This window comes from Pseudomonas frederiksbergensis (assembly GCF_900105495.1).
GTDB lineage: Bacteria > Pseudomonadota > Gammaproteobacteria > Pseudomonadales > Pseudomonadaceae > Aquipseudomonas > Aquipseudomonas frederiksbergensis.
Map to the genome: position 1 here is coordinate 6,207,384 of NZ_FNTF01000002.1, position 25,414 is coordinate 6,232,797.

Consider the following 25,414-nt stretch of genomic DNA (forward strand, 5'->3'; position numbering starts at 1 on the left):
GCGTGAATAACAATAAAAAGAGGTCATCCCGAATGAGCGAGCCAACAAGTCCTGTTCGTGTAGCAGTTGTGCAATTCGACCCACAAGTCGGCATGGAAAAACGTGCAGGTAATTTGCGTCGTGGTCTGGAACTGGCACTGGAGGCGGTAAATGGCGGTGCCAATCTCATCGTGCTGCCCGAGCTTTCCAGCACAGGTTATTTCTTCAGCAACCGGCAAGATGCGTTCGACCATTCGGAGGCCATTCCCGACGGACCGAGTGTGAAAATCTGGATGGACTTCGCCCGCAACCACAAGGTCTACCTGGTCGCCGGATTACCTGAGCGTGACGGCATGCGGCTGTTCAACACCGGCGTTCTGGTCGGGCCTGACGGTTTTATCGGCAAGTACCGCAAGGCCCATTTGTGGAATCTGGAGAAGCTGTGGTTCACGCCAGGCGACCTGGGCTTTCCGGTGTTTGATACGCCTATTGGTCGTATCGGCCTGTTGATCTGCTGGGATATCTGGTTCCCGGAAGTGCCGCGAATCCTGACTCAGCAAGGCGCGGACATCATTTGCAGCCTGAACAACTGGGTATGGACACCGCCACCGCTGTTCGACGAGGCCGGCAAGTGCATGGCGTCGTACCTGACCATGACCGCCGCACACGTCAACAATGTGTTTATCGCCGCCGCCAGCCGGATCGGCGAAGAACGAGGGGCTCGTTATCTGGGCTGCTCACTGATTGCCGGTACGAATGGCTGGCCGATTGGCGCCGTGGCGTCAGCGGACCAGGAACAAATCCTGTTTGCCGATATCGACATGACCAGCTCCCGAAGCGCGCCCATCTGGAACAATTTGAACGATCTGCATCGCGATCGTCGCGCCGATCTCTACGATCAGATGCTCGGTTACACCCAGCACCCTTGCCTGCCGCGCTGACAAGGGGGCTAACCGATGAACATCACAATCGAAAAAAACCGGCCTGGCGCCAGATCGCCACTGGATCTTGCGATCATCCTGCTGATGATCGGCACGGCACTGCTGATTTTCTGGCTTTCATTCACCCACCGTTCCGTCTGGGAAGCGCATTGGCCAAGCTACAGCGACATGGTCTCGAAGCTTCCCGAACCGGCTGCGTGGTTGCGCTGGGTGCTGGGCGACATCAGCGAGGTGGCGTTCTACAAGCACGAGTTCGCCTCTATCGGGTTGTTGGCCGGCGCCTATCTGGCCTACTGGGCGAATCGCACGGGAAAAACCTGGCAAGGTTTTGCCATTTCCTATGGGACTGGATTGTGGCCGTGGCTGGTGACCAGTTCGTTGCTTGGACTGTTGCTGAGCAACCTGCTGTGGGGCTGGACGGTCACCGCAACCAGTTGGCAACCGACGTTTGCCGCGTTTGTTTCGCTGCCCGCGGCGATGGTGCTGATGTTTGGTGGTGGCTGGAAGGTCACGATCAATGGCGCAATCATGGGCGCCGTGCTGGTCACGCCGACGTGCCTGCTGTTCGTCAACTACGTGTGCAATCCCCTGGGTTTGCCTGTCGTCATCGGCAATGTCCTGGGCATGGCAGTCGCCAGCGTCTTCGCTTTTGTACTTTGCCGTTATCTGCCAAGCCTGGTGAAGTCCGAGCCCTGCGAGCAGCCATCCGCCCCTTCACCCGCAACCGTCAATACCAAAACGCCCGACTACGGGGTGATCTGGAGCTTGCGCCGGGTGCTGGCCGATTTTTCGGAAGCGCCGTTCTTTGGCAATGAGCTGGCCAGCCTCGGCCTGTTGCTGGGTGTATTGCTGGCTTACACCTGGAATCCGATGAGCCCGGTATACGGCTCGGGCCTGCTGCCCCAATTGATCGGTGCCCAGGCGTTGACCTCAGCGCTGGGGGTGGTGATCTGGCGTCGGAAATGGATGTCACGCGGCTGGTATCCCACTTACGTTCCATTGGTGTCCGTGGTGCCGGCGGCCGTTCTGACGTATGGCGGCAGTTGGCAGGTGATCCTCTCGAGCGCACTGCTGGGCGCACTGATTGCACCGCCCCTGGCTTGCGCCATTGCCCAGCGAGTGCCTGCGTACATGCATGCCTACATCGGTAATGTCCTGTCCATGGCCATCAGCACTTTGCTGATCATTCCGATTATCGGACTGCTGATCGCCAACTGATGCACGCTGCCAGCCGGCTGTATCCGGGCTCGAAGCCGGATACAGCCACTTCTCATTACAAACAAGCGAGGTATCACATGGACCTGCCCCAACTGGCCATAGCCGCGCTCGGCGGCACCGTGAGCATGCAAGCCCGGAACGCTGGCGAAGGTGTTGTCCCGACCGTCAGCGGCGAAACCCTGCTGGCGTCGGTACCGGAGCTGACGGCACTGGCCCGGGTCGACGTTGAAACGCTCGGGTTACTGCCCAGCGCCTCACTGGATTTCGAGTTTTTGTTGAGTGTCCTTTCCTGGGCCAACTTTCAGATCAAGCAAGGTGCCGTCGGGGTTGTGATTACCCAAGGCACGGACACCCTTGAAGAAACAGCGGCGTTTTTTGATTACTTGTGGGCGCACGACGAACCGCTGGTCGTGACCGGCGCCATGCGTTCGGCAGCCCAGGCAGGGGCCGATGGTCCGGCGAATCTGCTGGATGCCTGCCGGGTTGCACTGGCTGAAAACAGTCGACTGCGAGGCGTTCAGGTGGTCATGAACGGGCAGATTCACGCGGCATGCCGCGTGCGTAAAACCGATTCGCTGGCATTGCAGGCGTTTTCCTCACCAGCCTTTGGCCCCTGCGGAATGCTTGTGGAAAACATCACCCGCTATTTGCGCCCACCAACCCCGCGAACGGTTTTACCTTTGCCGCAACAGACGACGCAGAAGGTTGCGATGCTGGAGGCGTCGCTCTCTGCCGACACGCTGTTACTGGAGAACATCCTTGAACTGGGCTATGACGGGCTGGTGCTCGGCGGTTTCGGTGCCGGACATGTTTCGCAGAGTTGGGCGGATGTTATCGAAAAGATCGCCAGGAAAATCCCGGTGATCGTTGCAACCCGGACCGGTTCCGGGTCCACCGCGCACTCTTCCTACGGCTTTATTGGCGGCGAGATGGACTTGATCCGCAAAGGTGTATCGATGGCTGGATTTCTTTGCCCGCGTAAAGCCCGGATCTTGCTGTGGTTGCTGATCGGCTGCCAGCGGCAAGATGAACTGGCCAGCTTCCTCCTGGAAGACTGACACAACAACCTGTAGCAGCGAGTAGGGATCTGCAGCACATCTACAAAAAAGGCCTGCAGATGCAGACCTTTTTCATTTTCCGAAATCCTACGGCTTGTGGGCCCGGGACAGGAATTCGTGGGATTGCATTTCCAGCAGGCGACTCAGGGTGCGCTGGAACTCGAAGTTCAGTCGACCGCCGGTGTAGAGGTCCTTGAGCTCGACTTCAGCGGAAATGATCAGCTTCACGTTGCGGTCGTAGAACTCGTCGACCATGTTGATAAAGCGTCGGGCGATGTCGTCGGTGGTGACGCTCATTTGCTCGACACCGCTGAGCAACACGGCGTGGAAGATCTTGCCCAGTTCGATGTAATCGTTCTGGCTGCGCGGGCCGTCGCAGAGTTCGCGGAAGTCGAACCAGGCCACGTCATCGCACGTGCGCAAGGCACGGATTTCGCGGTTCTCGATCATCAGCACATCGTTCTCGATGGCTGCCGTGCATTCCGGCGTCAGGGCGCGGAAGCTCTTGCGAAGGCTTTCGTGGGACGCATCATCCAGCGGGAAGTGGAACAGCTCCGCTTGCTCGAGGTGACGCAGACGGTAATCGACGCCGCTGTCGACGTTGACGATCTCGGTGTGCTGCTTGATCAGCGCAATCGCTGGCAGGAAGCGCGCACGTTGCAGTCCATCTTTGTACAGACCGTCCGGCACGATGTTCGACGTCGCGACCAGGGTCACGCCGTTCTTGAACAGCTCTTCCATCAGCGTGCCAAGAATCATCGCGTCGGTGATGTCGGAGACGAAGAATTCATCGAAACAAATCACTCGCGACTCGTCAGAGAAACGCTTGGCGATGATGGTCAGCGGGTTTTTCTCGCCACCCAGGGTCTTCATCTCTTCATGCACGCGCTTCATGAAGCGGTGGAAGTGAGTGCGGGTCTTTTCCTTGAACGGCAGCGCTTCGAAGAAGGTGTCGACCAGATAGGTCTTGCCGCGACCGACGCCGCCCCAAAAGTACAGGCCCTTGATCGGTGCCGCGTCTTTTTTGCCAAACAGTTTGCCGAACAGGCCCGGCTTGCTCTGCGAGGCCGCGACCAGATCGTCGTACAGGCGCTGCAAATGGCGCACCGCAGTTTCCTGCGCGGCGTCATGGAAGAACTCCGGGCGTTTCAGATCAGCTTGATATCGTTCTAGGGGCGTCATAATTCGTTAGCAAGGCAACAAAAACGGGCCGTCACTGTAGCGACGGCCCGTGGGAATGGCAATCAGCCCTTGGTCGGGCCGAGCCGCTGATTTATTCCTGAACCGGCGTCAGAGCCACTCGCAGGGTCTCGATGGCAGCATCGCGGGCGGCGCTGTCAGCAAAGGCCGGGCTGTCGGCAACGCACTCGCCTTCGAGCCAGACGCTGAAGCTCAGGTCTTCGCTGCGCACGTCCAATGGCTGGCCCGATTGCAGTTGCTTGGTTACCTGGCCCGCGGTTTTACCGTCGGCGAAGTTGCGCGACAGCAGCAGCTGTTCGCCGTCGGCCGCCAGCAGACGAAAGCGGAAACTGCCATCGTCTTCACGGAAACTGACGAAACGCGCGGCTTTCGCGGCTTTCTTCTTGGTCGTCGCCGCGACCTGGGTCTGAGCGACGAAAGAACGCAGGCCAACCGCTTCACGCAGTTCGTGAAGGAACGGTGTCGCCACCGAACGAGCCTTTTTGGCGCCGAGCTGCAGCATGTCTTCCAGGTCCGCCGGACGTTCGATCAACTGGTGATAACGCTCGCGGGATTCGCCCAATTCGCTGTCGAGCAACTGGAACAGACGATTCTTCGCCTCACCCCAACCCAGGCCCTGCAACAATTCGCTGCGGAATTCCTCGGACTGCGCCGGGGTGGCGAAGGCCTGGAACAAGGTGAACAGGTGCGAGTTATCCGGATCTTTCGCCTCGCCCGGCGCGCGGGAGTCGGTGACGATCCGCGAAATCGCGTCCTTCATTTCCTTGGCGCTGCTGAACAACGGAATGGTGTTGTCGTAGCTCTTGGACATCTTGCGACCGTCGAGGCCTGGCAGCGTGGCGACGCTTTCTTCGATCAGCGCCTCGGGCATGGTGAAGAATTCTTTGCCCTGGCCGAACAGGTGGTTGAAGCGCTGGCCGATGTCACGGGCCATTTCCACATGCTGGATCTGGTCACGACCGACCGGCACCTTGTGGGCGTTGAACATCAGAATGTCCGCGGCCATCAGCACCGGGTAGCTGTACAAACCCATGGTGATACCGGCGTCCGGGTCTTCGCCGGTTTCGACATTCTTGTCCACCGAAGCCTTGTAGGCGTGGGCGCGGTTGAGCAGGCCCTTGGCGGCAACGCAGGTCAGCAGCCAGGTCAGCTCGGGGATTTCCGGGATGTCGGACTGGCGATAGAAGGTTACGCGCTCCACATCCAGGCCACCGGCCAGCCAGGTCGCGGCGATTTCCAGACGCGAGCGCTGGATGCGCAGCGGGTCATCGCATTTGATCAGGGCGTGGTAATCGGCCAGGAAGTAGAACGAATCGGCATTGCTGTCACGGCTGGCGATGATCGCCGGGCGGATCGCGCCGGCGTAGTTGCCCAGGTGCGGCGTGCCGGTGGTGGTGATGCCGGTGAGGATACGGGTACGAGTCGTCATGGGTAATCGCTTGTCAGACTGCAATCAATTCGAAAGACGCGGCAGGATCAGATCCTTGAGATCGGTCAGCTTGCCATGAAAAAAGTGTCCGCATTCTGCCACTTTCAGCAGCTCATGGGGGCGCTCGAGTTTCGAGGACCAGTCGTAAACGAGCTGCGGATCGATGACTTCGTCGGTTTCCGGCTGGATCAGCGTCAGTTCGCCTTGCTGCGGCAGTTGATCCTGATCGCCCAGGCGCATCACCGCAGGCGCAACCATGAACAGGTGATTGAGCGGCTCACCCTTGGCTTCCAGACGTCCGCCGAGACTGGCTGCAACAAAACCGCCGAAGGAGAAGCCGAACAGCGTCAGCGGCAACTCGGGGTGTTTGGCCCGCAACCATTCGGCAACGGCCTGGGCGTCGTCGACTTCGCCGGTGCCCATGTCGTGGGTGCCTTCGCTGGCACCGACGCCACGGTAGTTGAACCGCAAAGTAATCAAACCGGCATCGCGGGCGGTGCGCTGCAAGGTCGAGACGACTTTGTTGAGCATGGTGCCGCCCTGCACCGGGTTTGGATGGCAAATCAGCGCCACGCCGCGGGGCTGCTCGTTTTCCAGGTAAAGTGCTTCCAGTTGACCCACCGGGCCATCAATCACTACAGGGGTTTCGCGCATAAGCAAGGAAGGAACTCCGTGACCTCGAATCGGGTCGACTCGTCTAGCAAATTGTCTGTGCCAATCTATTGCGAGTGAATCGCGGTATACAGCGCAGGTTCGAGCCGTTAACGTAAAGCAAAGCCGTTTATAGAGGAAGGACTCGTGGAACACTCGCTCTTAGTTTGGTTGTTACCGACTCTTGCCCTGGTTGTGGGTGTCGCCATTGGTTTCCTGATCGCTCGCCTGGTGCCGAATGCCGCGCCTAGCAGCACGCAACGTCAGCTGGATGACATTCAGGAACGTTTCGACAGTTATCAGAACGAGGTGGTTACCCACTTCAACAGCACTGCAACACTGGTCAAGAAGCTGACTCAGAGCTATCAGGAAGTGCAGGATCACCTCGCCGAGGGCGCCAACCGCCTGGCCCTGGACGAGCAAACCCGCCAACGCCTGCTGGCTTCGCTGCACGCCGATGCGGCAGCCGCCCCACGGGAACGCCTGACGCCGCCGCGTAATCAGGAGCCGCCTCGCGACTACGCCCCCAAAGCCCCGAACGCGCCGGGCATGCTCGATGAGCATTACGGCCTGAAGAAGTAATCAGGTTTCGCGCGACATGAAAAAGCCCTCGGACAAGAGATTGTCCGAGGGCTTTTTTGTTGCTGATGGTTTAGTTGCCAGTTCGGGCCTCTTCGCGAGCAAGCCCGCTCCCACATTTGGAATGCACTCCCCTGTGGGAGCGGGCTTGCTCGCGAAGAGGCCCTGACTGACGGCACAAAAAAGCCCGCCCGATCTGTTGAGGATCGAGCGGGCTTTTTTACGCCTGGGGTTCAGTCAGACGCTTATGGATACTGCTGAACCGTACCTTGCTGTTGCTGACCACCATACTGCTGACCCGGAATCGCCTTCAGGTTGACCTCGACCCGGCGGTTCTGCGCCCGGCCATTGGCGTCGCCGTTGCTGGCAATCGGGTTATCCGGCCCGGCGCCGCGAGCCGACAGGTTGGCACCGCTCACGCCCTGGGACGTCAGGTAAGTCGCCACGCTCTGGGCCCGACGCTGGGACAGGTCCATGTTGTGCTGGCGGCTGCCGGTGCTGTCGGTGTAGCCGACGATCTCGATCTGGTTCTGGCTGAACTCCTTGAGCGAGCCCGCCAGGTTGTTCAACGGCTGATAGAAACCCGAGGCGATGTTCGCCGAATCGGTGGCGAAGGTGATGTTACCCGGCATGATCAGTTTGATCTGATCACCCTGGCGCTGCACTTCCACCCCGGTGTTGGCCATGCTGGCCCGCAGCTTTTTCTCTTGCTGGTCGGCGTAATACCCGTAACCGGCGGCGGAAGCACCGACCACCGCGGCGCCAATCAGCGCGCCCTTGCCACGGTTATCGTGACTGATGGCGGCACCGGCCAAAGCCCCGGCCAGAGCGCCGAGGCCACCGTATTTAGCGGTTTTGCTCATGCCCGCGGAACCACCGTCGGCCTGGCCCTGGTTGTCGTAAGGGTTAGGCGAGACGCAGCCAGACAGCAAGGCCACAGCCGTAGCGACAATAATCAAACGCTGCTTGGTGAACATGTAGAGCTCCTACTTTTTTTGCATTCTGTGGTGCAACGGACAAGGCATTAAACCTTTGCGGGCGTTGGATCGTTTCAGCGGACAAAAATTCCGTCTGTAACAATTAAGCCCGTACAAAAGGATTCTCGCGCATTTCATCGCCAAGACGTGTGTCCGGACCATGCCCGGTCACCACCGTCGCCTCTTCATCGAGGGTATACAGCCGCTGCTTGATCGACCGCACGATGGTCGCCTGATCGCCACCCCACAAATCCGTGCGCCCTACCCCGCGACGAAACAACGTGTCTCCGGCAATCAGCAGCTTAGCTTCTGAAAACCAAAAGCTCATGGAGCCCGGCGTATGACCCGGCGTGTGCAACGCCACGCCACAGCCGCAGGCCAGTTCTTCATCATCGGCCAACCAGCGATCCGGCGGCGGCACCGGGGTGTAGGGCACACCGAACATCTGGCATTGCATCTCCAGGTTGTCCCACAGAAATTGATCTTCTTTATGCAGGTGCAGGGTAGCACCGGTTTTTTCCTTCAACTGACCGGAAGCCAGAAAGTGGTCGAGGTGAGCATGGGTGTGAATGATGCTGACCACCTTCAGGCCCAATGCGTCGAGCCGCGCGAGGATCAGTTCGTGGTTACCGCCCGGATCGACCACGATGGCCTTTTTGGTGATCGGATCGCCGATGATCGTGCAGTTGCACTGCAAGGGGCCGACGGGGAAGGTTTCGCGGATGAGGGCAGTATTGGGGGTTTGCATGGGTTAAATCCTGGTGCCAGGGCTGGGTACTGCGGTTGTGATCCGCAAAATTGATAGGTTATCCTCGCGCCGCGCCAGTTTTGAAACAAGACGGCAGGAAGCCAATGCCTGGTTCAAACGACTCTTGAAGCGTTTTTTCTAACGCTCAGCCCAAAAAGGATAATCCCATGCAAGAAGACTATCTCCTTCATCAGGACATTAAAGGTATCGAAGCCTGGGCACAGGTCTGAACCATGCCTGAGATCCCGATAGACTTCAGCTGTAAAACGACCTGCGCGTTTGTGCCAGGACGCTCGCACCTCAAGACTCAAACCCCTTGCCAGGACTATGTCGCGGCCAGAGAGTCCAACGAGGTGACCTGCATTTCATTGGCCAATGGGGCCGGCTCCCCAGCCAGCTCTGCAATCGGCGCCCAGGTAGCGGTCACGGCGACCCTGGCCTTTGTCTGCAAAAACTTTGAAAGCCTCTGGCAAAACATGGACAAACACAACGCGAAGGCAGCCCAGCGTCTGGTTAATCGCTGCCTCGATGCGTTCAGGCGTAAATCTGCAAAACTTGGCGGCGAGATCAATGACCTGGCCTGCAACTTGTCATTCGTCGCTTACTCACGAGGCCGCTACCTGGCAGGCCACTTGGGCGATGGCGTTATCGCAAGCGCTGATGCGGACGGACAACTTCAGGCCCTTTCTCATCCGGAAAACGGCGAGCTCGCCAACACCGCCCTGTTTCTGACTGACCATAAAGCGGCGTCGCGACTCAGGTTGTACCGTGGGCCAATCGAAGCCACGACTGGCTTCGCGATCATGAGCGAAGGCAGCGCAGAAAGCCTCTATGAAAAATCCAGCGGCGTCCCCGCCCCGGCGCTTCAAAAGCTACTGGAGTTGAATGCAACGCTGCCCAGAAAAAAAATGAAGGAAGTGCTGGCTGACAACCTGCAACAGTCCATTGCCAGTAAAACCGAAGATGACTGCTCCCTGGGCTTACTGTCGATCCTGAAGCCCTGAATCGACGTGAGGCAAACGCCCCGGAGTGACTGCCTCCGAGGAGAAATGACCGAAACCTCTGATCGCAAGGCCCACCTTGTGCCAGAGGTCTTTAATCGGTGATTACTGCAATACACCCAACTCTTTCGCCCTGGCGACCGCCTGCGTGCGCCGTTCAACCCCAAGCTTGCTGTTGATATGGCTGGCATGGGTTTTCACCGTGTGCAGCGAAATAAACAACTGATCGCTGATTTCCTGATTCGAACAGCCTTGGGCAATCAGTCGCAGGACGGCCATTTCCCGCGTACTGAGTTGTTCCGCTGCGGCGGATGACTCCGCCGGACGGGCTGACACTGCCGGAAGCTGCTCTGAAAGGCTCTGCGAAACGGGCGTCGGCACACCGAGTTGAAGTTGGGTACGCAGCCAGTCCGGATGTTCAGCCAACAACCGGTCAAACGGTTGCAGCACTCCACCGGCCGCCGCTTCCAGCGCCTGACCCAGGGCCTTGCGGGCCTCGGGTTCACGCCCATTCCCAAGCAATAACGTCACTTTTTGAGTCAGCGCCATCACGCTGAGCAGCTGCCTGCCGGTTTGCTGCCCATGCTCAAGCAACGCGTTCAATCGTCCTTCGGCCAGCATCGGTTGCCCCTGAATGACCTCCAGCAAGGCCTGTTGCAACTCGATATGCAGCGGTAGTTGCGGATGGAACTCTGGAGGGGCCGCCGCGTGTTCGCCGTTGTAGGTCTGCCCCAAGCGAGCGAGCCAGGCTTCGGCCAGGTCGGTGCGCCCCTGCGATAGCCAGAGTTCGCATTTGACCAGGGTAATCATCGCCAGGTAGTAGATCGGCGGCACATCCCAGATGTGCATCAGGCGCTCGGCTTCGGCAAGTTCGGCGAAGGCTTTGGCGAATTCGCCGCTGCTGCCCTCAAGCCTGGCGATCACGCAGTGACCGATCAATACGCTGATGTCCCGACAGGCGCGTGCCTCATTCAAACCGGCTTGCAAGCGTGCGCGCGCAGCTTGGGGCTGCAAGCGCAGGGCTAGCAAAAAGCCTTCGTACAGAATCAGTCGGGCGCGCACGGCATAAAGTCGTTGCGGGGATAACGGTTGCAGCCGTTGCAGCCCCTGGCGCACCTCATCCAGTGCACGCAGGATTTCCCCTCGCGCTTGCAGTACGCGAGCGCGATCGTAATGGGCCAGCGCTTCGAACAGCGGGTTGCCGACCCGTTGCGCCAACTCCAGAGATTCTCGGTTCAACTCGCGGGCACGCCACAAGTCGCCATCGGCAATGGCCAGGTTGGACAGGGTCGAGAGGCACATCAGGCGTTGCCCGTAGCGTTTAGCGGGCAGGCTCTCCTGCGCTTCGGTGCAATAGCGCAGCGTCAGCTCACGATTGCCGCGCCCGCGAGCAATGATCCCGCTCAGGGCCAGCCATTGCGCCAGCATGGATTTCTGCGCAGTGGCCGATGGGGCCGGCAGGAAGCGGCTCAAATGGCTGACCAATTCCTCGGCGGCGTCCAGTTGACAAGCCAGCCCCAACGCCCAGCTGTACAGCACAATCAGCCGTGGGGTGCTGATCAGCAGGCTGTCGGGCAAATCCATTTTCCAGCGCAGCAACATGCCGACGTTCTGTTCGGCCAGCAATTGTTCTTCGGAGAGGTTCTGCACCAGGTTCGCCGCGACGTCCAGGTGCCCGGCACGCAGCGCCTGCTCAACCGCCTCGTCGAGCAGCCCTTGGGCATTGAACCAGCGACAGGCGCGCAGGTGCAGGCTGGCCGCCGGCACCATCGCTTGAGCGGTAGGCCGGGTGCGCAACAGGTCGGAAAACAAATGGTGGTAGCGATACCAGTGACCGTTTTCATCCAGTGGCACCAGGAACACCTGGTGGGCCAGCAGAAAACGCAGGATCTCGGCACTGTCATGGGCTTCGCGAACGGCATCGCACAGTTCGCTGCAAAAGCGCTCCTGAGGGGCGGTGTCGTAAAGGAACGACTGCACCTCGGCAGGCAGACAATCGATGACTTCTTCCAGCAGATAATCGCGGATCAGCCCTTCCCCGCCATGCAAGGTCTGCGGCAAAGCCCCTTGGGAGCCCGCTTCAGACGCTGCCAACAGCCAGAAACGCAATCCGGCAACCCAACCTTCGCTGCGCTGGATGAGGCTTTCCAGCGCTTCGCCGCGCAAGGAACTGCTGTGCCGATCAAGCAAGGTCAAGGCTTCATCGTGAGTCAGGCGCAAGTCCTGTTCATTCAACTCGAGCAATTGCCGCGACAGCCGCAGGCGCGCCAGATGCCAGTCCGGCCGCTGTCGACTGGTGACCATCACCAGTAAACCGTCAGGCAAGTGATTGAGGAAAAATTGCAGGCAGCGATCGAGAACCGGACCCTGTGCCAGATGGTAGTCATCCAGCACCAACAGCAGGGGCGTATTCGTTGACAGGTGCACGGCCAACTCATCGAGCAAACCGTCCAGCCATTCCTCAAAGGCAAACGGCTGGTGCCGCTGCCGCATTTTCAGCAGCCCCAGGGACTGGCTGCCCAGTTGCGGAAAAAAGTCCTGGAGGCCTTCGAGCATCCGCTCAAGAAAACGTCCGGGATCGCTGTCTCGCGGACTTAACCCCAGCCACAGACTTTGCCAGTGAGCCGGCAAGCCCTGACAGAACTCCACCGCCAACGAACTCTTGCCAAACCCTGCCGGAGCGCTGACCAGCAACAACCTGCCGCCGAGGCCCGCACTCAGGCGCTCGCACAGACGAGGTCGCAGGACATGGCCGTCAGGCAACGGAGGCCGAAAAAAACGCCCGTCCAGTGCCGCGACGGCAACGCTTGCAGGGCCCGGGGGTGGGGACAGATCAGTCATGGCCGGCTCTTGTTTGAAATGCTGTTGGCGGCGTTGCAGATGTCCGCAGCCTAGCGGTAAACGAAGAGGGAATGAAGGTTATTGCTACAAATGGCTACAAAAAGAATACAAGCAATGCCTGATCTGAACTCACCTTGTAGCAGCTGTCGAGCCTGCGAGGCTCGACAGCTGCTACAAGGAATTGTTATGGCCGTAAAAAAAACGCCCCGAACCAGTCGGGGCGTTTTTCGAGGATGCGGCCTCTGTTCAGGGCAGCTTAGCGAACACCATCCTGGCGCAGCGCGGCCGGGGTGAAGTCGCTGGTAGTGGCGGTGAAGCCAAAGTCGTACGCCGATTTCTCTTCGTTCTTCATGCCCAGCGCCAGGTAGCGGCCCGATTGCAGGTCGTACAAGGTTTCCAGGGTGTACCACGGCACTTGGACGTTGTAGTAGTTCTGGGAGTGAGCTTCCGCCACACGCCACAGTTGATTACGACCGTCGTAGTGGTCGATCACCGCTGCTTGCCAGGTGTCTTCGTCGATGTAGAAGTCACGCTTGGCATAGATGTGACGCTGACCTTCCTTCAAGGTAGCCACCACATGCCAGACCCGGCGCAGCTCGTAACGAGTCAGGTCCTGGTTGATGTGACCGGCCTTGATGATGTCGTCGTACTTGAGTTGCGGCGAGTCGAGTTTGTAGGCGTCGGAGGCGATGTACATCTCTTTCTTGCCTTCGAGTTTCCAGTCGTAACGATCCGGCGCACCGTTGTACATGTCCAGATTGTCGGAGGTACGCAGGCCGTCGGCTGCAGTACCCGGCCCGTCATAGGACACTTGTGGTGCGCGACGCACACGACGCTGACCGGCGTTGTAGACCCACGCCGAACGTGGCTCTTTCACCTGGTCGAGGGTTTCGTGCACCAGCAGCACACCACCGGCCAGACGTGCCGGCGCGGTCACTTTCTGCTTGAAGTAGAACAGGATGTTGCCCGGGTTCGCCGGATCGTAATCCTTCATCTTGTCGCGGAATACGAACTGATCCTGGAAGTACACCAGGCTGTACGAGCCGTTCGGCTGCGGCGTGGCCTGGGTCACCAGACGGGTCACGCTGCCACCGCGATAACGGGTGATGTGGTTCCAGATGACTTCGACGCCGGTCTTCGGAATCGGGAATGGAATGGCGGTTTCGAAGTTCTCCAGACCGTTGCCGCCGGACACCAGGTTAGTGGACGTGGCGTTTTTCTTGATGGAGGCAAACACGGCATCCGGCACGGTCGCGCCGCGATGGGACGGGTAGACCGGCATTTTGAAGGTTTCCGGGTAGCGCTTGAACATCGCGTACTGGCCCGGTGCGAGTTTGTCCTTGTACTGGTCGACATTCTGCGCGGTGATGGTGAACAGTGGTTTTTCACTGGCGAACGGGTCGGACAGGAAACCTTTGCTGTCGGCGGTGCCGGCGTTTTTCGCCATCGGCTTCCAGGCCGGGATCGATCCGTCGGCGTTACCCGCCATTTCGGCGCCCATCGGCGTCAGGCTCTTGCCCAGTTTGTCCGCTTCGGCCGCAGGGACCGCCGCCATGACGCCGGTCGCCAGCAGCGAAAGCCCCAGAACACCGACGTGGAACAGACTCTTTGTTATTTTCATAGGTGTGTTCGTCCTGATAATGCAGTGCTTAGAAGTTCACGCCGAAGCTGAGCGCAACGAAATCGCGGTCATCGACGGTGGTGTACTTGCCATCAAAGAAGTTGGTGTAGGCCAGGCTCGCGGTGTAGGTGTTCTGATACTCGGCATCCACACCCAGGCTCACCGCTTTGCGGCCTTCCTCGAAGTTGCCGCCAGGGCCAGGCGAGTAGCCTTCCACGTCATGAGACCAGGCCACGTTCGGCTTGAGGTTCACACCAGCGAAAACGTCGTTGTATTCCCAGATGGCGCGACCACGGTAGCCCCAGGAGTTTGCGGTGGTGAACCCGTCGTTTTCGCAGTAGCGACTGACGTTGTTTTGCGGTCCGCCTGCCAGGGTAGAAGTGTTCAATGCCACGCATTGACCCGCAGACAATGGACCAGGGCCGTAGCTCGGGTCACGGCCGTAACGCGCTTTGTTAGTGCTTTCCAGACCGCCAACGTGAGTAAAGCCGACCTCGCCCACCAGGGTCAGTCGCTCGGCGCCCATCACTTGGTCGAAGAAGTGGGTAAGGGTCGTCTGGAGCTGGGTCACTTCCTTGCGGCGATAGCCTTTTTGATCCTGTCCTGGCGTCCCCTGGAGCACGGAAACGTTAGGGTTCAGCGGCGTCAGACCGGAAAACAGAATGTCGGTGGTGTTGAGCTGAACGGGAGCATTCGGCCGGTAGCTGACTTCACCGCTCCACGCAGTACCTGTCGGTAGCGTGGTGGAGAAGCTCAAGCCATACAGGCGAATATCTTCAGGGTACTCGACGTAGTAGCTGGAATTACCGGCCACGTTCAATGGCAACAAGGTCGGTGCCAGGTTACGCGCGACAGCGAGAGGAACACCCCTGGCCGTCAGCGCGCCTACCAGGCCCGCCGCGCTGTAAGCGCTCGCCGGAGCACCCTTGCCGCTGAAAATCGGCGCACGGCTGTGGTAGTTCATGAAGTAGGCGCCGAACTCGGTGTCCAGCGGATCGAACATGTATTTGAAGGACACGCCGAATTGCCCGCTGTCACGGGCATCGCGATCCGGACCGCGACGAACGATTACGCCTTCATCCGGGTCCCCCAGGTGACGCCCCTGGCAGCCAGGGTGTTGATGCTGGCATTACGCAACGAAGCCGGCAGCCCCGCCGCCGCCAATGCGCTGTTGAGCCCGTTACGGGTGCGCAGTACGGCCAGATTGTTGTCGCAGCCATCCGAAATCACGTCCGGTTGCGAGAAGAAGGTGCCGCAGTTGTCGGTGACGGTCTGGTCCCATTCGAGCTGGTAGAAGGCTTCGGTCGAGAGGTTCTCGGTGAGACTCTGCGAGACGTAGAACATGTTGACCGGGATCAGGCCTTCCTTGATCTCGGCACCGGGACGACGGAACGCGGACACGTCGATCGGGTTGATCGAGTTGATACCACCGCCGATGAAGGTACTTTCACCCCAACTTACTACTTGCTTGCCCAGGCGCACGGAGCCCGGCTGATCGGCAACGGCGTAGTTGTGGTAGACGAAAGCGTCGAGGATCTGACCGCCGGAGGACTTGGCGCCTTCCTTGCGGTTGTTGTCGCTGATGTCCTTGAACGGACGGCTTTCGTCCTTGAGTTCAAAGTCGTACCAGTATTTGCCACGGACGAAAACGCCGGTGTCGCCATATTTCAATTCAAGGTCATGGATACCCTTGAAGATCTTGGAGAACGTTTCGCCACTCTTGAAGTTCAGGTGACCGTCGTCGGAGGTCTGGGACAGGCCACGGCCGCCGTTGTTGACGCCGATGAGGTTCTTGTTGGGACTTTGAGTCGACCAGCTGGAACCGATCGACAGGGACGAGTCGAACTGACCTTCGATTTCCCCAACGTTGAAACTGACGCCGAATGCTGGCCCGGCGAGCGAAGAGGCAAGACTGACCGCCAGGGGCAGTTTTGCCCGGCGCCAGAACTGGTTTACTGATGTCATCGACGCTACTCCATGTGCATTATTGTTATGGCAGTGAGCACTTTTAAAAACGCTTGGATGACGGGGAGCCAAGGTGTCCCCAAGTCATTCCAAAGTTGCATCGCCCCGGTTTGTGCGTTTGCCCCGTTCTTAAAAATCCTTGAGCGGACTATAGCCAGCAGGTAGTACTGCTTGATCCCTCTAAAGTGTGATTTGCAGCTGCCAGCCACTCTGGAACAGTCCTTTGCCAAGCCGACACCCGTCGGCACGGCAAGAATGGCTGAAATTTCAGATTTGACAAGCCAAGCGCTTGCTTGGTGGGGCTGGCGTGCCCTTTTTGGGCACGCCAGGTGACGCTTAAAGCGTCGAGAGGAAGGTGCTGTTGTTGGCTTGCCATTCGGTGATGTCGACACGAATACGCTTCTTGTCGAGTTTGCCGACACTGGTCTTGGGAATTTCAGTAACAAGGGCGATCTGGCTTGGGATGGCCCACTTGCTCAGGTGCCCCTGTTCCACGAACGGCTTGAGGTGTTCCTTCAGTTCCTTGGCCCCAATCTCATGGCCTTCGCGGACCACCAGCAGGGCGAACGGACGTTCGCCCCACTGCGGATCGGCGATGCCCACCACTGCTACTTCGCGTACCGCAGGGTGGCGACTGATCAAGTCTTCAAGGTCCAGGGAGGAGATCCACTCGCCGCCGGTCTTGATCACGTCCTTGATCCGGTCGCGAATGTCGATCACACCCATGCTGTCCAGAGTCGCCACGTCACCGGTGTGCAACCAGCCTCCGGCCCAGAGCTCTGCGCCTTTCTGCGGTTCCTTGAAATAGCCCTCGGTGAGCCACGGCGCACGCAACACCAGTTCGCCCTGGGTCTCGCCATCGGCGGGCAGGAAGTTGCCGTCGGTATCGACGATCGCCGCTTCCACCAATGGGCCTGGTACACCGGCCTTTATCCTGTACGTGGTGCGTTCGTCTTCGGTGCCGGCCATCAGCTCGTCATTGAGGTGTGCACACGATACCAACGGCCCGGTTTCCGACATGCCATACGCGGCGGTCAGTTGAATGCCCTTGGCCTTGGCCGCGTCGTAAAGCGCATGGTTCAGCGCGCTGCCGCCGATGACGATTTTCCAGCCGCCGAAATCCGTGCCTTGCGCCGCTTTGGCATTGAGGACCATTTGCAGGATGGTCGGCACGCAATGGGAAAAGGTGACCTTTTCCTTGCGCCACAGCTCCACCAGGTATTCAGGATCATAGCGACCGGGATAGACCTGCTTGAGTCCGAGCATGGTCGCCACATATGGCAGGCCCCAGGCGTGCACATGGAACATCGGGGTGATCGGCATGTAAACGTCGTTGGTGCCCAGCAACCGCACGCTGTCGATGGCGCCCATGATGGTCGACACCCCCATGGTGTGCAGCACCAGTTGCCGATGGGTGAAATACACACCTTTGGGATTACCGGTGGTGCCGGTGGTGTAGAACGTGGTCGCGACGGAGTTTTCGTCGAAGTCCTGGAAGTCGTACTGCGTGCTCGCCGCCGCCAGCAATTGCTCGTACTCGCCGATCAGGTCCGGCAAGTCGGCGGTTTTTTCCGGCAGGTCAGTCAATAGCAAGGTTTTCTCGACGGTGGTCAGGTGCCCGGCAATCGCGTTGTAAAGCCCCACGAACTCACTGTTGACCAGCACAAAGCGGTCCTCGGCGTGGTTCATGGTGTAGAGGATCTGCTCCGGTGACAGGCGCACGTTAATGGTGTGGATCACAGCGCCAATCATCGGGATGGCGAACATGCATTCCAGATAACGATGGCTGTCCCAGTCCATCACCGCCACGGTATCCCCGGCCTTGACGCCGGCCGCCGTCAGCACGTTGGCCAGCCTGGCCACCCGTTCGATCAGGGTCGGATAGCTGTAGCGCAACTGGTCGCGGTAAATGATCTCGCGGGTTTTTTCATAACGAGCGCCGGACATCAGCAGCCGTTTGATCAGCAGCGGATACTGGTAAGCGCCTTCGGCTGGAGGGATAACGCGAGTCTGCAACATAAGAGTCCCTTTTCTGACTACACGGTCGTGGCTGAAAGTAAGCACTTTAGTGCCCTTGGGCGCCAGCCAAATCAGCCAAAGGAATGATTTGCAGAAGAGGGGCAAATGCTAGCTTTGCGCCACTGTCTGGACTGTTTCGTCGGGAATTCGGCAGTTGCGTTGTAAAACGTTGCAACGCATGCTCGTAACACTTGTCTGTGAGCCTACGTACCATACGGACACGATGAGCCGATCGGTTGGCAGCCAAACAGGTTGCCTCCCCCTGGTCGCCCCGGCCTTCACCTCATCTTCAAGAGAAGGATCTTGTTCACTAGACCTGCCTGGTCAAACGCCATCGGTATTGCATAAATAATGAGCATTGAACTGAACGCCCCCGAGCACTGCCCATCAACACCTGCGCCCCTGGTTTCCATCGTGGCGTCCTGCTACAACATGCAAAAATTTGTGGAAGACGCCCTGAAGAGCATCTTCGCCCAGGACTATCCAAATTTCGAAGTCATCATCGTCAATGACGGGTCCAGCGACGACAGCCTCGCCATTCTCGAGCGCTTGCAACAAACCTATGACTTCCAGCTGTATTCGCAACCGAACCAGGGCGTGAGCGCGGCGCTCAACCACGGCTTGCGATACGCCAAAGGCGTCTATGTGGCGACCCCGGACCTGGACGACATCATGCTGCCGGGGTCAGTGCGCATGCGCGCCGAATACCTGGACCAGCACCCGAACGTCGGCTGCGTAGGTGCGTTGGTCAGCTACATGGACAGTGATGGCAACACCATCAAGCAACAACACCGCGACCGGATACACACCTACAACTTCGATCAGGTCCTCAGAGGTGCCGTCGTGGTCGGCGCCCCTGTTGCCCTCTATCGCATGAAAGCGATGCGAAGTGCCGACTTCTACGCGCCGAAGCTGCGGGTTCAGGACTTTCAGATGACGTTGCGGATTGCCCGGCTGGGTTATGAGATCCATGAGTTGCCGATCTGCATGTCCCGCTATCGCCGCCATGCCAACAACCTGTCGAGAAAATACCGGACGCTGCTCCAGGCGGACCTTGAGGCGATCGCGCCGTACGTGAACCATCCCGGCTATCAGAGCGCCCGCACCAGACTGGTGAACAAGGCCCTCAAATATGCCGTGGTCGAGGACAAGAAAGAAGCCTGGCAGCTGTTGCGCTCGATTCCCTGGCGACACCTTAATAGAACCAGCTTCAAACGCTTCAAGCGGCTGGTATTACATCGCTAAGCGCGACTCAGTGCATTTCGGTAAATGCGAGTTTCACCCCGATGGCGATCAGCACCGCGCCCATGGTCCGATCGAACCAGTGGCCCATCCGGGCAAAACCTGCGCGCACGCGCTGCTGGCTGAACAGCATGGCCACCAGGCAGAACCACACAGCGGTGGCCACCGCGAGGTAGATGCCATAGCCCGCCTGCACCGTCAGCGGCGTGTGCGGATTGATCACCACGGTGAACAACGAAAGGAAAAACAGCGTCGCTTTCGGGTTCAGGCCGTTGGTCACGAAGCCTGAAGTGAAAGCGCCGCGAGCAGTGCGCTCGCCCGCTTCCTTGTGCAGATCGTCAGTCGCAGGTTGGGCCGGTTGTGCTCGCAAGGCCTTGAAGCCGATGTACAGCAGGTACGCGGCGGCCGCCCATTTCAAGGCATTAAACAGCACGATCGACTGGGACACGATCAGGCCAATGCCGAGCAACGAATAGCCGACGTGCAGGAAAATGGCGGTGCCGACCCCCAGCGCCGTCCAGGTGCCAGCGCGACGACCATGGGTCACGCTCTCACGCACTACCACGGCAAAGTCCGGGCCGGGGCTGGCTACGGCCAACAAATGAATAAGGGCAACGGTCAAAAACTCTGTCCAGTACATGGGGGGATCCTTTTGGCCAAGCGTAACTGTTTGTTTCATCTGATAGGCTCGGCAGATTACGCCTTCAGTTCATTGCACAAAAGGTACAGTTGATGACGAACACTCACCGCGCCGTTTTCCTCGACCACCCGTCCCTGGACCTGGGTGACCTCGACCTCAGCCCGCTGCAAGAGTGTTTCAGCGACTTCAAGCTTTTTGCCCAAACCACGCCGGACCAAGTGATCGAACGCCTCAAGGGCGCCACCGTTGTCATCAGCAACAAAATCCCGATCGATGCCGCCGCCATCGCTGCCAGCCCCGAGTTGAAGCTGATCCTGATCGCCGCCACCGGCACCAACAACGTTGACCTCGTCGCCGCCCGCGCCCACGGGATTACTGTCTGCAACTGTCAGGGTTACGGCACGCCGTCGGTGGCGCAGCACACGATCATGTTGCTGCTCAATCTGGCAACACGCCTGGCTGATTATCAAAAGGCTGTCGGCGAAGGTCGCTGGCAGCAGGCGAAACAGTTCTGCCTGCTGGATTACCCGATTGTCGAACTGGAAGGCAAAACCCTCGGCCTGCTTGGTCACGGCGAATTGGGCGGCGCGGTCGCACGACTGGCCGAAGCCTTTGGCATGCGTGTACTGCTCGGGCAGATTCCCGGGCGCCCTGCCCGGCCGGATCGTTTGCCACTGGAAGAGCTGCTGCCGCAAATTGACGCGCTGACCCTGCACTGCCCGCTCAACGAACACACCCGCCATTTCATCGGAGCCCGTGAGCTGACCTCGATGAAACCCGGTGCGTTCGTGGTCAACACCGCGCGCGGCGGCCTGATCGACGAACAGGCCCTGGCCGATGCCTTGCGCAAAGGCCACCTGGGTGGCGCGGCCACCGACGTGTTGAGCGTCGAACCACCGACCGCCGGCAATCCGCTGCTGGCCCACGACATTCCGCGGTTGATTGTCACCCCGCACAACGCCTGGGGCAGCCGCGAGGCACGTCAGCGGATCGTGGGCCAGTTGACCGAAAACGCGCGGGGATACTTCAGCGGTAAAGCACTGCGGGTCGTCAGTTGATAGACTGCGGCACTTTTTTCACAGGAGCAGAGTATGGATCCGCGCAGTGAAGTACTGCTTCGTCAGGCCGAGTTATTCCAGGGTTCGGTGCTGCTGGCCGGTTTGCCCGCCGATGACTTGCTGGGCCGTCTGCCCGACGCTCATGGCTGGTGCTGGCATGCCGGCGATCAAGCAGCGCTGGACGCCCGTTTTGCCGAACGTAGCCATTTCGGCGTGAATGTACCGGAGCGCGCGTTCGACACCGCCGTGGTGTTTTTGCCCAAGTCCAAGGACCTCACCGACTACATCCTCAACGCCCTCGCCTCACGGCTGGCCGGTCGTGAGCTGTATCTGGTGGGTGAAAAACGCAGCGGCATCGAAGGCGCGGCCAAGCAACTGAACCCCTTCGGCAAGCCGCGCAAACTCGACAGCGCGCGGCATTGTCAGTTGTGGCTGGTTACGGTGGCCACGGCACCGCAAGCCAAGTCGCTGGAAAGCCTGGCCCAGACTTATGAGTTGCCGCTGGCCGAAGGTCCGCTAAAAGTCATCAGCCTGCCAGGCGTGTTCAGCCACGGTCGGCTGGATCGCGGCAGCGCACTGTTGCTGGAGCATCTGGACAAATTGCCGAGTGGCCATTTGCTGGACTTCGGTTGCGGTGCCGGTGTGTTGGGCGCAGCCGTGAAACGTCGCTACCCACACAACCAGGTCACCTTGCTTGATGTAGATGCGTTTGCCGCCGCCAGCAGTCGTCTGACACTGGCTGCCAACGGCCTGGAAGCTGACGTGATCACCGGTGACGGTATCGACGCCGCACCGATGGGTTTGAGTGCGATCTTGAGCAACCCACCGTTCCATGTCGGGGTTCATACCGACTACTTCGCCACCGAGAACTTGCTGCGAAAAGCAGCTAAACATCTGAAAAACGGTGGCGAACTGCGCTTGGTAGCCAACAGCTTCCTGAAGTACCAGCCGCTGATCGAGGAGCATCTGGGGGTGTGCGCAATCAAGGCCGAAGGACAGGGTTTCAGAATCTATCGGGCCAAACGCGGCTGATAAATAAGTGCTTGCCTAACGGATTTTGCCTAGGCAGAATCCGCTCCGTCCTAGGGGAGTAGTCTCCCACGAGCGCCATGCTCGTCCGGCATACGTCAACATACTTGGTCAACAGACCATGGCGTATGCGACCCAAGCGTCCGCATCAGACGGATCGCAGGGTTTGACAAGACCTATGACACGAACACCTTACCCGGGGCGGGAAGGCTGTACGTGTCATAGCCGTGTCGACCCGCCCCTTAGGAAAACCCTGATGCTGGATTCACTTCTCGTTCCCACCGCAATCGTTGCCTTGGCCGAAATCGGCGACAAGACGCAACTGCTCGCGCTCATTCTCGCCGCTCGCTTTCGCAAACCCTGGCCAATCATCGCCGGTATCGTCGCTGCAACCTTGGCCAACCACGCGGCCGCAGGCGCAGTAGGTGCCTGGGTCGGCAGTTTCTTCTCGAATGCGACGTTGCACTGGATCCTCGCCGCGAGCTTTACCGCGACCGCATTGTGGACCCTGGTACCGGACAAGATGGATGAGGACGAAGCCAGCACCGCCCGCAAATTCGGACCGTTCCTGACCACGCTGATCGCGTTTTTCCTTGCCGAGATGGGCGACAAGACCCAGGTCGCCACGGTGATGCTCGCGGCACAATATCCGGAACTGTGGCTGGTGATCATCGGCACTACCGTCGGGATGTTGATTGCCAACGTGCCGGTCGTTTTGGCCGGTAACTTTGCTGCGGACAAACTGCCCTTGACCCTGATCCGTCGCCTGGCGGCGTCGGCATTCTTCATCCTCGCCATTGTCGCGGTGTACAAGGCGATGCAGAGCAGTGGGTGGGTGTAACTCGGGACATTGATCGTTCCCTCGCTCCGCGTGGGAATGCCGCCTTGGACGCTCCGCGTCCGCTTTAACGTCGTGACGCAGAGCGTCACAGGATGCATTCCCACGCAGAGCGTGGGAACGATCATGATCAGGACTTCCTGGCTTTCTCGTACAGCGGCATGACTTTCGGAATCGCCGCTTGCAAAGCAGCAATCCGGCTGGCCGACGCCGGGTGAGTGCTCAAGAACTCTGGCGGTGCACCATTCGAGGCTTTGCTCATCTTGTTCCATAGGGTGATCGCAGCGTTCGGGTTGTAACCGGCACGGGCGGCCAATTCGAGGCCAATCAGGTCCGCCTCGTTTTCATTGCCGCGACTGTTGGGCAAGGTCATGCCGTATTGGGCCACGGTGTCCGCCAGAGCCAGGCTGCCCTCGCCCAGACCGAACAATGCCCCGGCGCCCTGCTTGGCCATTTCGATACCGTAAGCCTTGGACATCGCTTCACGGCCGTGTTCACGCAAGGCGTGAGCGATTTCATGGCCGATGATGGCGGCGATTTCGTCGTCAGTGAGTTGCAGGGTGTCGATCAGCCCGGAGTAGAAAATGATCTTGCCGCCAGGCCCGCAGGAGGCATTCAGCTCATCGCTCTTGATCAGGTTCACTTCCCATTGCCACTGGGCCGAATCCGGACGGAACACTGGCGCCTGGGCAATCAGGCGACTGGAGATCGCCTGGACGCGCTTGGCATTGTTACTGGTCTTGTCCAGCACGCCTTTGGTGTTCGCCTCACCGACAGTCTTTTGATAAGACTGGGCGTACATCTGGTTGACGTCGTCGGTCGACAGCATGCTGAACATGTACTGTTTGCGTTCAACGCCCACCGCGCCACCGCTGGTGGTGTTGACCGACTGACAACCGGCGAGCAGCAAACCTGCGCTCAGTGCACACACAACCAATGTCTTGTTCATCAAAAAACTCCCTGAAAACATGCCGCGTATCCTAGGCGTGGATTTGCATCGACGCCAGATACAACAGAGGTGTAGACGCACATTTCAGACAAAGCTCTCATGGCCGTAGAAAAAAACTCACATAACGATCAATTAGTTCATGGTTTAACAATCGCCGGAAGGTCCTGCGGACCTTATCGCGAGCAGGCTCGCTCCCACAGGGGATGCTCCTGTGAACACATTTTTTGTGAACACTGCAGATCAAATGTGGGAGCGAGCCTGCTCGCGATGAGGCCAGCACCAACGCCCATTTAGCCCGGGGTCAAACACTCCGGCCCATTGAGCTTCGGATCATTCACCAGATTCGCCAACACCCGCTCGCGCAACGCCGCGGGCTCACTGGCGAGCAACGCTTGCAAAGCATGCAACGGAGTCTCGGGATTGAGCCATGCTTCCTGCCCCGCCGCATCGAGAATCAAAGGACGGCGCTGACTCGCCGCCGGTTGCGTGATCACTGCCGTACTCAGCCACACCTGCTCCTGCACCGGATACGCTTCCCAAATCGCCGCAAAGAACAGCGTCGAACCCTCACCCGGCGTCAACCAATACGGACGCTTACGTGTGGTGCCGCGCCATTCGTAAAAACCATTGGCCGGCAGCAGGCAACGGCGTTCGCGCAGGGCCTGGCGAAACATCGGTTGTTCGGCAACGGTTTCGGCCCGGGCATGGGCTGGCGTGCGAGACAAATCAGTCAGCCACGGCGGCGTCAAACCCCAACGCGCGCGGGCCAACTCACGCTGACCGTCAACACCGGCGCGCAGCATCAACACCGAATCGTTGGGGGAAATATTCCACTGGGCCTGCTGATCGGCGGGAAAGCCAGGCAGGGCCGCGAAGGCGGGGTTCCAGCGAAACAGGGCATAACGTCCACACATGGGGCAACACGACTCTTGATAAAACGAACGTCAGCCTAACAGACCAGCGTGCCGGGAAAACTGTCCGGCTCATCGCCGGGCAGTGGCAGCGCGGCATTGTACGCAGTGATCAGCTCCCGGGCGTACTCGGCCTCGTCGTTATCGACCGACAGGCCAAGCAGGCCAAAGGTCGGCAATTCTCCGCTGCCACCGAGCAAGTCACGCCCAACAAGATGCGCTTCTATGCCCTCGCTGGCCAACATGCTTTGCAGCAACTCTCCTTCCATGAGGTTTTCCGGCTCGTAGATTCGCTGCATGGGGTGCCCCTTTCATTCGTTTTCGCTGTGAACTTCGAGCAACCATTCCTGACCGTCAGTCTGCAGGACAAACGTGATGGGGCGACAACACACCGGACAGTCTTCGATATAGGTCTGATCGCCGCCGGACAAGTCCAGAACGGCCTCAGCCTCTTCACCACAATATGGACATTCGTAGCGCTCGGTTTCCAGCATCGCGGTCTCCCAGGTGACTTGTGCGT

General features: G+C 59.2%; 22 protein-coding genes, 1 pseudogene and 1 riboswitch. Of the genes and pseudogenes, 9 read left to right on the top strand and 14 right to left on the bottom strand.

What is annotated here, in order from left to right; genetic code table 11:
* The first annotated feature begins 32 nt into the window (after nt 1-32).
* From BLW70_RS29155 to BLW70_RS29165, 3 genes are all read left to right on the top strand, one after another.
* Nucleotides 33-920: a nitrilase family protein gene (locus BLW70_RS29155; RefSeq protein ID WP_074880121.1), complete on the top strand. Its 888-nt coding sequence runs from the start codon at nt 33-35 to the stop codon at nt 918-920.
* A gap of 15 nt (nt 921-935) precedes the next feature.
* Complete coding sequence (locus tag BLW70_RS29160) at nt 936-2,138, top strand: threonine/serine exporter family protein (RefSeq protein WP_074880124.1); 1,203 nt, start codon at nt 936-938, stop codon at nt 2,136-2,138.
* Between the two features lie 77 nt (nt 2,139-2,215).
* Nucleotides 2,216-3,196, top strand: a complete 981-nt coding sequence (locus tag BLW70_RS29165) for an asparaginase (RefSeq protein WP_074880127.1) — start codon at nt 2,216-2,218, stop codon at nt 3,194-3,196.
* An 87-nt stretch (nt 3,197-3,283) separates the two neighbouring features.
* Here BLW70_RS29165 and zapE read toward each other — a convergent pair whose 3' ends face one another.
* From zapE to BLW70_RS29180, 3 genes are all read right to left on the bottom strand, one after another.
* A complete protein-coding gene (gene zapE / locus BLW70_RS29170; RefSeq protein ID WP_074880131.1) occupies nt 3,284-4,378 on the bottom strand; it encodes a cell division protein ZapE in 1,095 nt (364 codons plus the stop codon).
* Nucleotides 4,379-4,469: 91 nt separating this feature from the next.
* Entirely contained in the window at nt 4,470-5,825 is a 1,356-nt protein-coding gene (locus BLW70_RS29175) for a tryptophan--tRNA ligase (RefSeq protein WP_074880132.1), read from the bottom strand.
* A gap of 24 nt (nt 5,826-5,849) precedes the next feature.
* Nucleotides 5,850-6,479: an alpha/beta hydrolase gene (locus tag BLW70_RS29180; RefSeq protein WP_074880135.1), complete on the bottom strand. Its 630-nt coding sequence runs from the start codon at nt 6,477-6,479 to the stop codon at nt 5,850-5,852.
* Between the two features lie 144 nt (nt 6,480-6,623).
* Here BLW70_RS29180 and BLW70_RS29185 point away from each other — a divergent pair, with 144 nt between their 5' ends.
* On the top strand, nt 6,624-7,058 hold the full coding sequence (locus BLW70_RS29185) for a Z-ring associated ZapG family protein (RefSeq protein WP_008155956.1): 435 nt from the start codon (nt 6,624-6,626) through the stop codon (nt 7,056-7,058).
* Nucleotides 7,059-7,300: 242 nt separating this feature from the next.
* Here BLW70_RS29185 and BLW70_RS29190 read toward each other — a convergent pair whose 3' ends face one another.
* Together BLW70_RS29190 and BLW70_RS29195 are read right to left on the bottom strand one after the other, a co-directional pair.
* Nucleotides 7,301-8,032: a YiaD family glycine zipper/OmpA-like lipoprotein gene (locus tag BLW70_RS29190; RefSeq protein ID WP_074880138.1), complete on the bottom strand. Its 732-nt coding sequence runs from the start codon at nt 8,030-8,032 to the stop codon at nt 7,301-7,303.
* A gap of 103 nt (nt 8,033-8,135) precedes the next feature.
* Nucleotides 8,136-8,780, bottom strand: coding sequence for an MBL fold metallo-hydrolase (locus BLW70_RS29195; protein ID WP_046048274.1), 645 nt, complete (start codon nt 8,778-8,780; stop codon nt 8,136-8,138).
* 233 nt (nt 8,781-9,013) lie between these two features.
* Here BLW70_RS29195 and BLW70_RS29200 point away from each other — a divergent pair, with 233 nt between their 5' ends.
* The gene (locus tag BLW70_RS29200; RefSeq protein WP_074880141.1) at nt 9,014-9,784 is read left to right on the top strand and encodes a PP2C family serine/threonine-protein phosphatase; all 771 of its coding nucleotides are present in this window, start codon (nt 9,014-9,016) and stop codon (nt 9,782-9,784) included.
* Nucleotides 9,785-9,886: 102 nt separating this feature from the next.
* Here the strand turns inward: BLW70_RS29200 and BLW70_RS29205 are convergent, their stop codons facing one another.
* The 4 genes and pseudogenes from BLW70_RS29205 to BLW70_RS29225 form a co-directional block, all read right to left on the bottom strand.
* On the bottom strand, nt 9,887-12,622 hold the full coding sequence (locus tag BLW70_RS29205; protein ID WP_074880142.1) for a winged helix-turn-helix domain-containing protein: 2,736 nt from the start codon (nt 12,620-12,622) through the stop codon (nt 9,887-9,889).
* Nucleotides 12,623-12,878: 256 nt separating this feature from the next.
* On the bottom strand, nt 12,879-14,243 hold the full coding sequence (locus BLW70_RS29210; protein ID WP_074880145.1) for a DUF1329 domain-containing protein: 1,365 nt from the start codon (nt 14,241-14,243) through the stop codon (nt 12,879-12,881).
* Between the two features lie 28 nt (nt 14,244-14,271).
* Nucleotides 14,272-16,208, bottom strand: a pseudogene (locus BLW70_RS29215) (DUF1302 domain-containing protein).
* 336 nt (nt 16,209-16,544) lie between these two features.
* Nucleotides 16,545-18,227 (bottom strand): fatty acid--CoA ligase, encoded by a 1,683-nt coding sequence (locus BLW70_RS29225; protein ID WP_074880151.1) that lies wholly within the window; start codon nt 18,225-18,227, stop codon nt 16,545-16,547.
* Between the two features lie 351 nt (nt 18,228-18,578).
* Between BLW70_RS29225 and BLW70_RS29230 the strand changes: the two genes are divergently transcribed.
* On the top strand, nt 18,579-19,472 hold the full coding sequence (locus tag BLW70_RS29230; RefSeq protein ID WP_074880154.1) for a glycosyltransferase family 2 protein: 894 nt from the start codon (nt 18,579-18,581) through the stop codon (nt 19,470-19,472).
* Nucleotides 19,473-19,479: 7 nt separating this feature from the next.
* Here the strand turns inward: BLW70_RS29230 and BLW70_RS29235 are convergent, their stop codons facing one another.
* The gene (locus BLW70_RS29235) at nt 19,480-20,109 is read right to left on the bottom strand and encodes a LysE family translocator (protein WP_074880157.1); all 630 of its coding nucleotides are present in this window, start codon (nt 20,107-20,109) and stop codon (nt 19,480-19,482) included.
* Nucleotides 20,110-20,201: 92 nt separating this feature from the next.
* Here BLW70_RS29235 and BLW70_RS29240 point away from each other — a divergent pair, with 92 nt between their 5' ends.
* The 3 genes from BLW70_RS29240 (at nt 20,202) to BLW70_RS29250 (ending at nt 23,037) form a co-directional block, all read left to right on the top strand.
* The gene (locus BLW70_RS29240; protein ID WP_074880160.1) at nt 20,202-21,167 is read left to right on the top strand and encodes a 2-hydroxyacid dehydrogenase; all 966 of its coding nucleotides are present in this window, start codon (nt 20,202-20,204) and stop codon (nt 21,165-21,167) included.
* Between the two features lie 33 nt (nt 21,168-21,200).
* Complete coding sequence (locus tag BLW70_RS29245) at nt 21,201-22,199, top strand: class I SAM-dependent methyltransferase (protein WP_074880163.1); 999 nt, start codon at nt 21,201-21,203, stop codon at nt 22,197-22,199.
* 40 nt (nt 22,200-22,239) lie between these two features.
* Nucleotides 22,240-22,364: riboswitch (yybP-ykoY riboswitch) on the top strand.
* A gap of 88 nt (nt 22,365-22,452) precedes the next feature.
* On the top strand, nt 22,453-23,037 hold the full coding sequence (locus tag BLW70_RS29250; RefSeq protein WP_074880165.1) for a TMEM165/GDT1 family protein: 585 nt from the start codon (nt 22,453-22,455) through the stop codon (nt 23,035-23,037).
* A gap of 127 nt (nt 23,038-23,164) precedes the next feature.
* On the opposite strand, the gene BLW70_RS29255 is transcribed toward BLW70_RS29250, so the two are convergent.
* The 4 genes from BLW70_RS29255 to BLW70_RS29270 form a co-directional block, all read right to left on the bottom strand.
* Nucleotides 23,165-23,983 carry a M48 family metallopeptidase gene (locus tag BLW70_RS29255; RefSeq protein WP_074880168.1) on the bottom strand — a complete coding sequence of 273 codons (819 nt, stop codon included), beginning with the start codon at nt 23,981-23,983 and terminating at the stop codon, nt 23,165-23,167.
* Nucleotides 23,984-24,273: 290 nt separating this feature from the next.
* The gene (locus tag BLW70_RS29260; protein ID WP_046048287.1) at nt 24,274-24,897 is read right to left on the bottom strand and encodes an SOS response-associated peptidase; all 624 of its coding nucleotides are present in this window, start codon (nt 24,895-24,897) and stop codon (nt 24,274-24,276) included.
* A 35-nt stretch (nt 24,898-24,932) separates the two neighbouring features.
* Nucleotides 24,933-25,193, bottom strand: coding sequence for a putative signal transducing protein (locus tag BLW70_RS29265; RefSeq protein WP_074880171.1), 261 nt, complete (start codon nt 25,191-25,193; stop codon nt 24,933-24,935).
* A 12-nt stretch (nt 25,194-25,205) separates the two neighbouring features.
* Entirely contained in the window at nt 25,206-25,388 is a 183-nt protein-coding gene (locus BLW70_RS29270) for a CPXCG motif-containing cysteine-rich protein (protein WP_008153387.1), read from the bottom strand.
* Nucleotides 25,389-25,414 lie beyond the last annotated feature (26 nt).

Excerpts from the sequence above, each read along its gene's own strand:
- BLW70_RS29195 (WP_046048274.1), bottom strand. The coding sequence starts at position 8,780 with ATGCAAACCCCCAATACTGCCCTCATCCGCGAAACCTTCCCCGTCGGC.
- BLW70_RS29270 (WP_008153387.1), bottom strand. The coding sequence starts at position 25,388 with ATGCTGGAAACCGAGCGCTACGAATGTCCATATTGTGGTGAAGAGGCT.
- BLW70_RS29265 (WP_074880171.1), bottom strand. The coding sequence starts at position 25,193 with ATGCAGCGAATCTACGAGCCGGAAAACCTCATGGAAGGAGAGTTGCTG.
- BLW70_RS29205 (WP_074880142.1), bottom strand. The coding sequence starts at position 12,622 with ATGACTGATCTGTCCCCACCCCCGGGCCCTGCAAGCGTTGCCGTCGCG.
- BLW70_RS29230 (WP_074880154.1), top strand. The coding sequence starts at position 18,579 with ATGAGCATTGAACTGAACGCCCCCGAGCACTGCCCATCAACACCTGCG.
- BLW70_RS29250 (WP_074880165.1), top strand. The coding sequence starts at position 22,453 with ATGCTGGATTCACTTCTCGTTCCCACCGCAATCGTTGCCTTGGCCGAA.
- BLW70_RS29190 (WP_074880138.1), bottom strand. The coding sequence starts at position 8,032 with ATGTTCACCAAGCAGCGTTTGATTATTGTCGCTACGGCTGTGGCCTTG.
- BLW70_RS29155 (WP_074880121.1), top strand. The coding sequence starts at position 33 with ATGAGCGAGCCAACAAGTCCTGTTCGTGTAGCAGTTGTGCAATTCGAC.
- BLW70_RS29200 (WP_074880141.1), top strand. The coding sequence starts at position 9,014 with ATGCCTGAGATCCCGATAGACTTCAGCTGTAAAACGACCTGCGCGTTT.
- BLW70_RS29180 (WP_074880135.1), bottom strand. The coding sequence starts at position 6,479 with ATGCGCGAAACCCCTGTAGTGATTGATGGCCCGGTGGGTCAACTGGAA.
- BLW70_RS29240 (WP_074880160.1), top strand. The coding sequence starts at position 20,202 with ATGACGAACACTCACCGCGCCGTTTTCCTCGACCACCCGTCCCTGGAC.
- BLW70_RS29225 (WP_074880151.1), bottom strand. The coding sequence starts at position 18,227 with ATGTTGCAGACTCGCGTTATCCCTCCAGCCGAAGGCGCTTACCAGTAT.
- BLW70_RS29255 (WP_074880168.1), bottom strand. The coding sequence starts at position 23,983 with ATGAACAAGACATTGGTTGTGTGTGCACTGAGCGCAGGTTTGCTGCTC.
- BLW70_RS29260 (WP_046048287.1), bottom strand. The coding sequence starts at position 24,897 with ATGTGTGGACGTTATGCCCTGTTTCGCTGGAACCCCGCCTTCGCGGCC.
- BLW70_RS29245 (WP_074880163.1), top strand. The coding sequence starts at position 21,201 with ATGGATCCGCGCAGTGAAGTACTGCTTCGTCAGGCCGAGTTATTCCAG.
- BLW70_RS29160 (WP_074880124.1), top strand. The coding sequence starts at position 936 with ATGAACATCACAATCGAAAAAAACCGGCCTGGCGCCAGATCGCCACTG.
- BLW70_RS29210 (WP_074880145.1), bottom strand. The coding sequence starts at position 14,243 with ATGAAAATAACAAAGAGTCTGTTCCACGTCGGTGTTCTGGGGCTTTCG.
- zapE (WP_074880131.1), bottom strand. The coding sequence starts at position 4,378 with ATGACGCCCCTAGAACGATATCAAGCTGATCTGAAACGCCCGGAGTTC.
- BLW70_RS29175 (WP_074880132.1), bottom strand. The coding sequence starts at position 5,825 with ATGACGACTCGTACCCGTATCCTCACCGGCATCACCACCACCGGCACG.
- BLW70_RS29235 (WP_074880157.1), bottom strand. The coding sequence starts at position 20,109 with ATGTACTGGACAGAGTTTTTGACCGTTGCCCTTATTCATTTGTTGGCC.
- BLW70_RS29165 (WP_074880127.1), top strand. The coding sequence starts at position 2,216 with ATGGACCTGCCCCAACTGGCCATAGCCGCGCTCGGCGGCACCGTGAGC.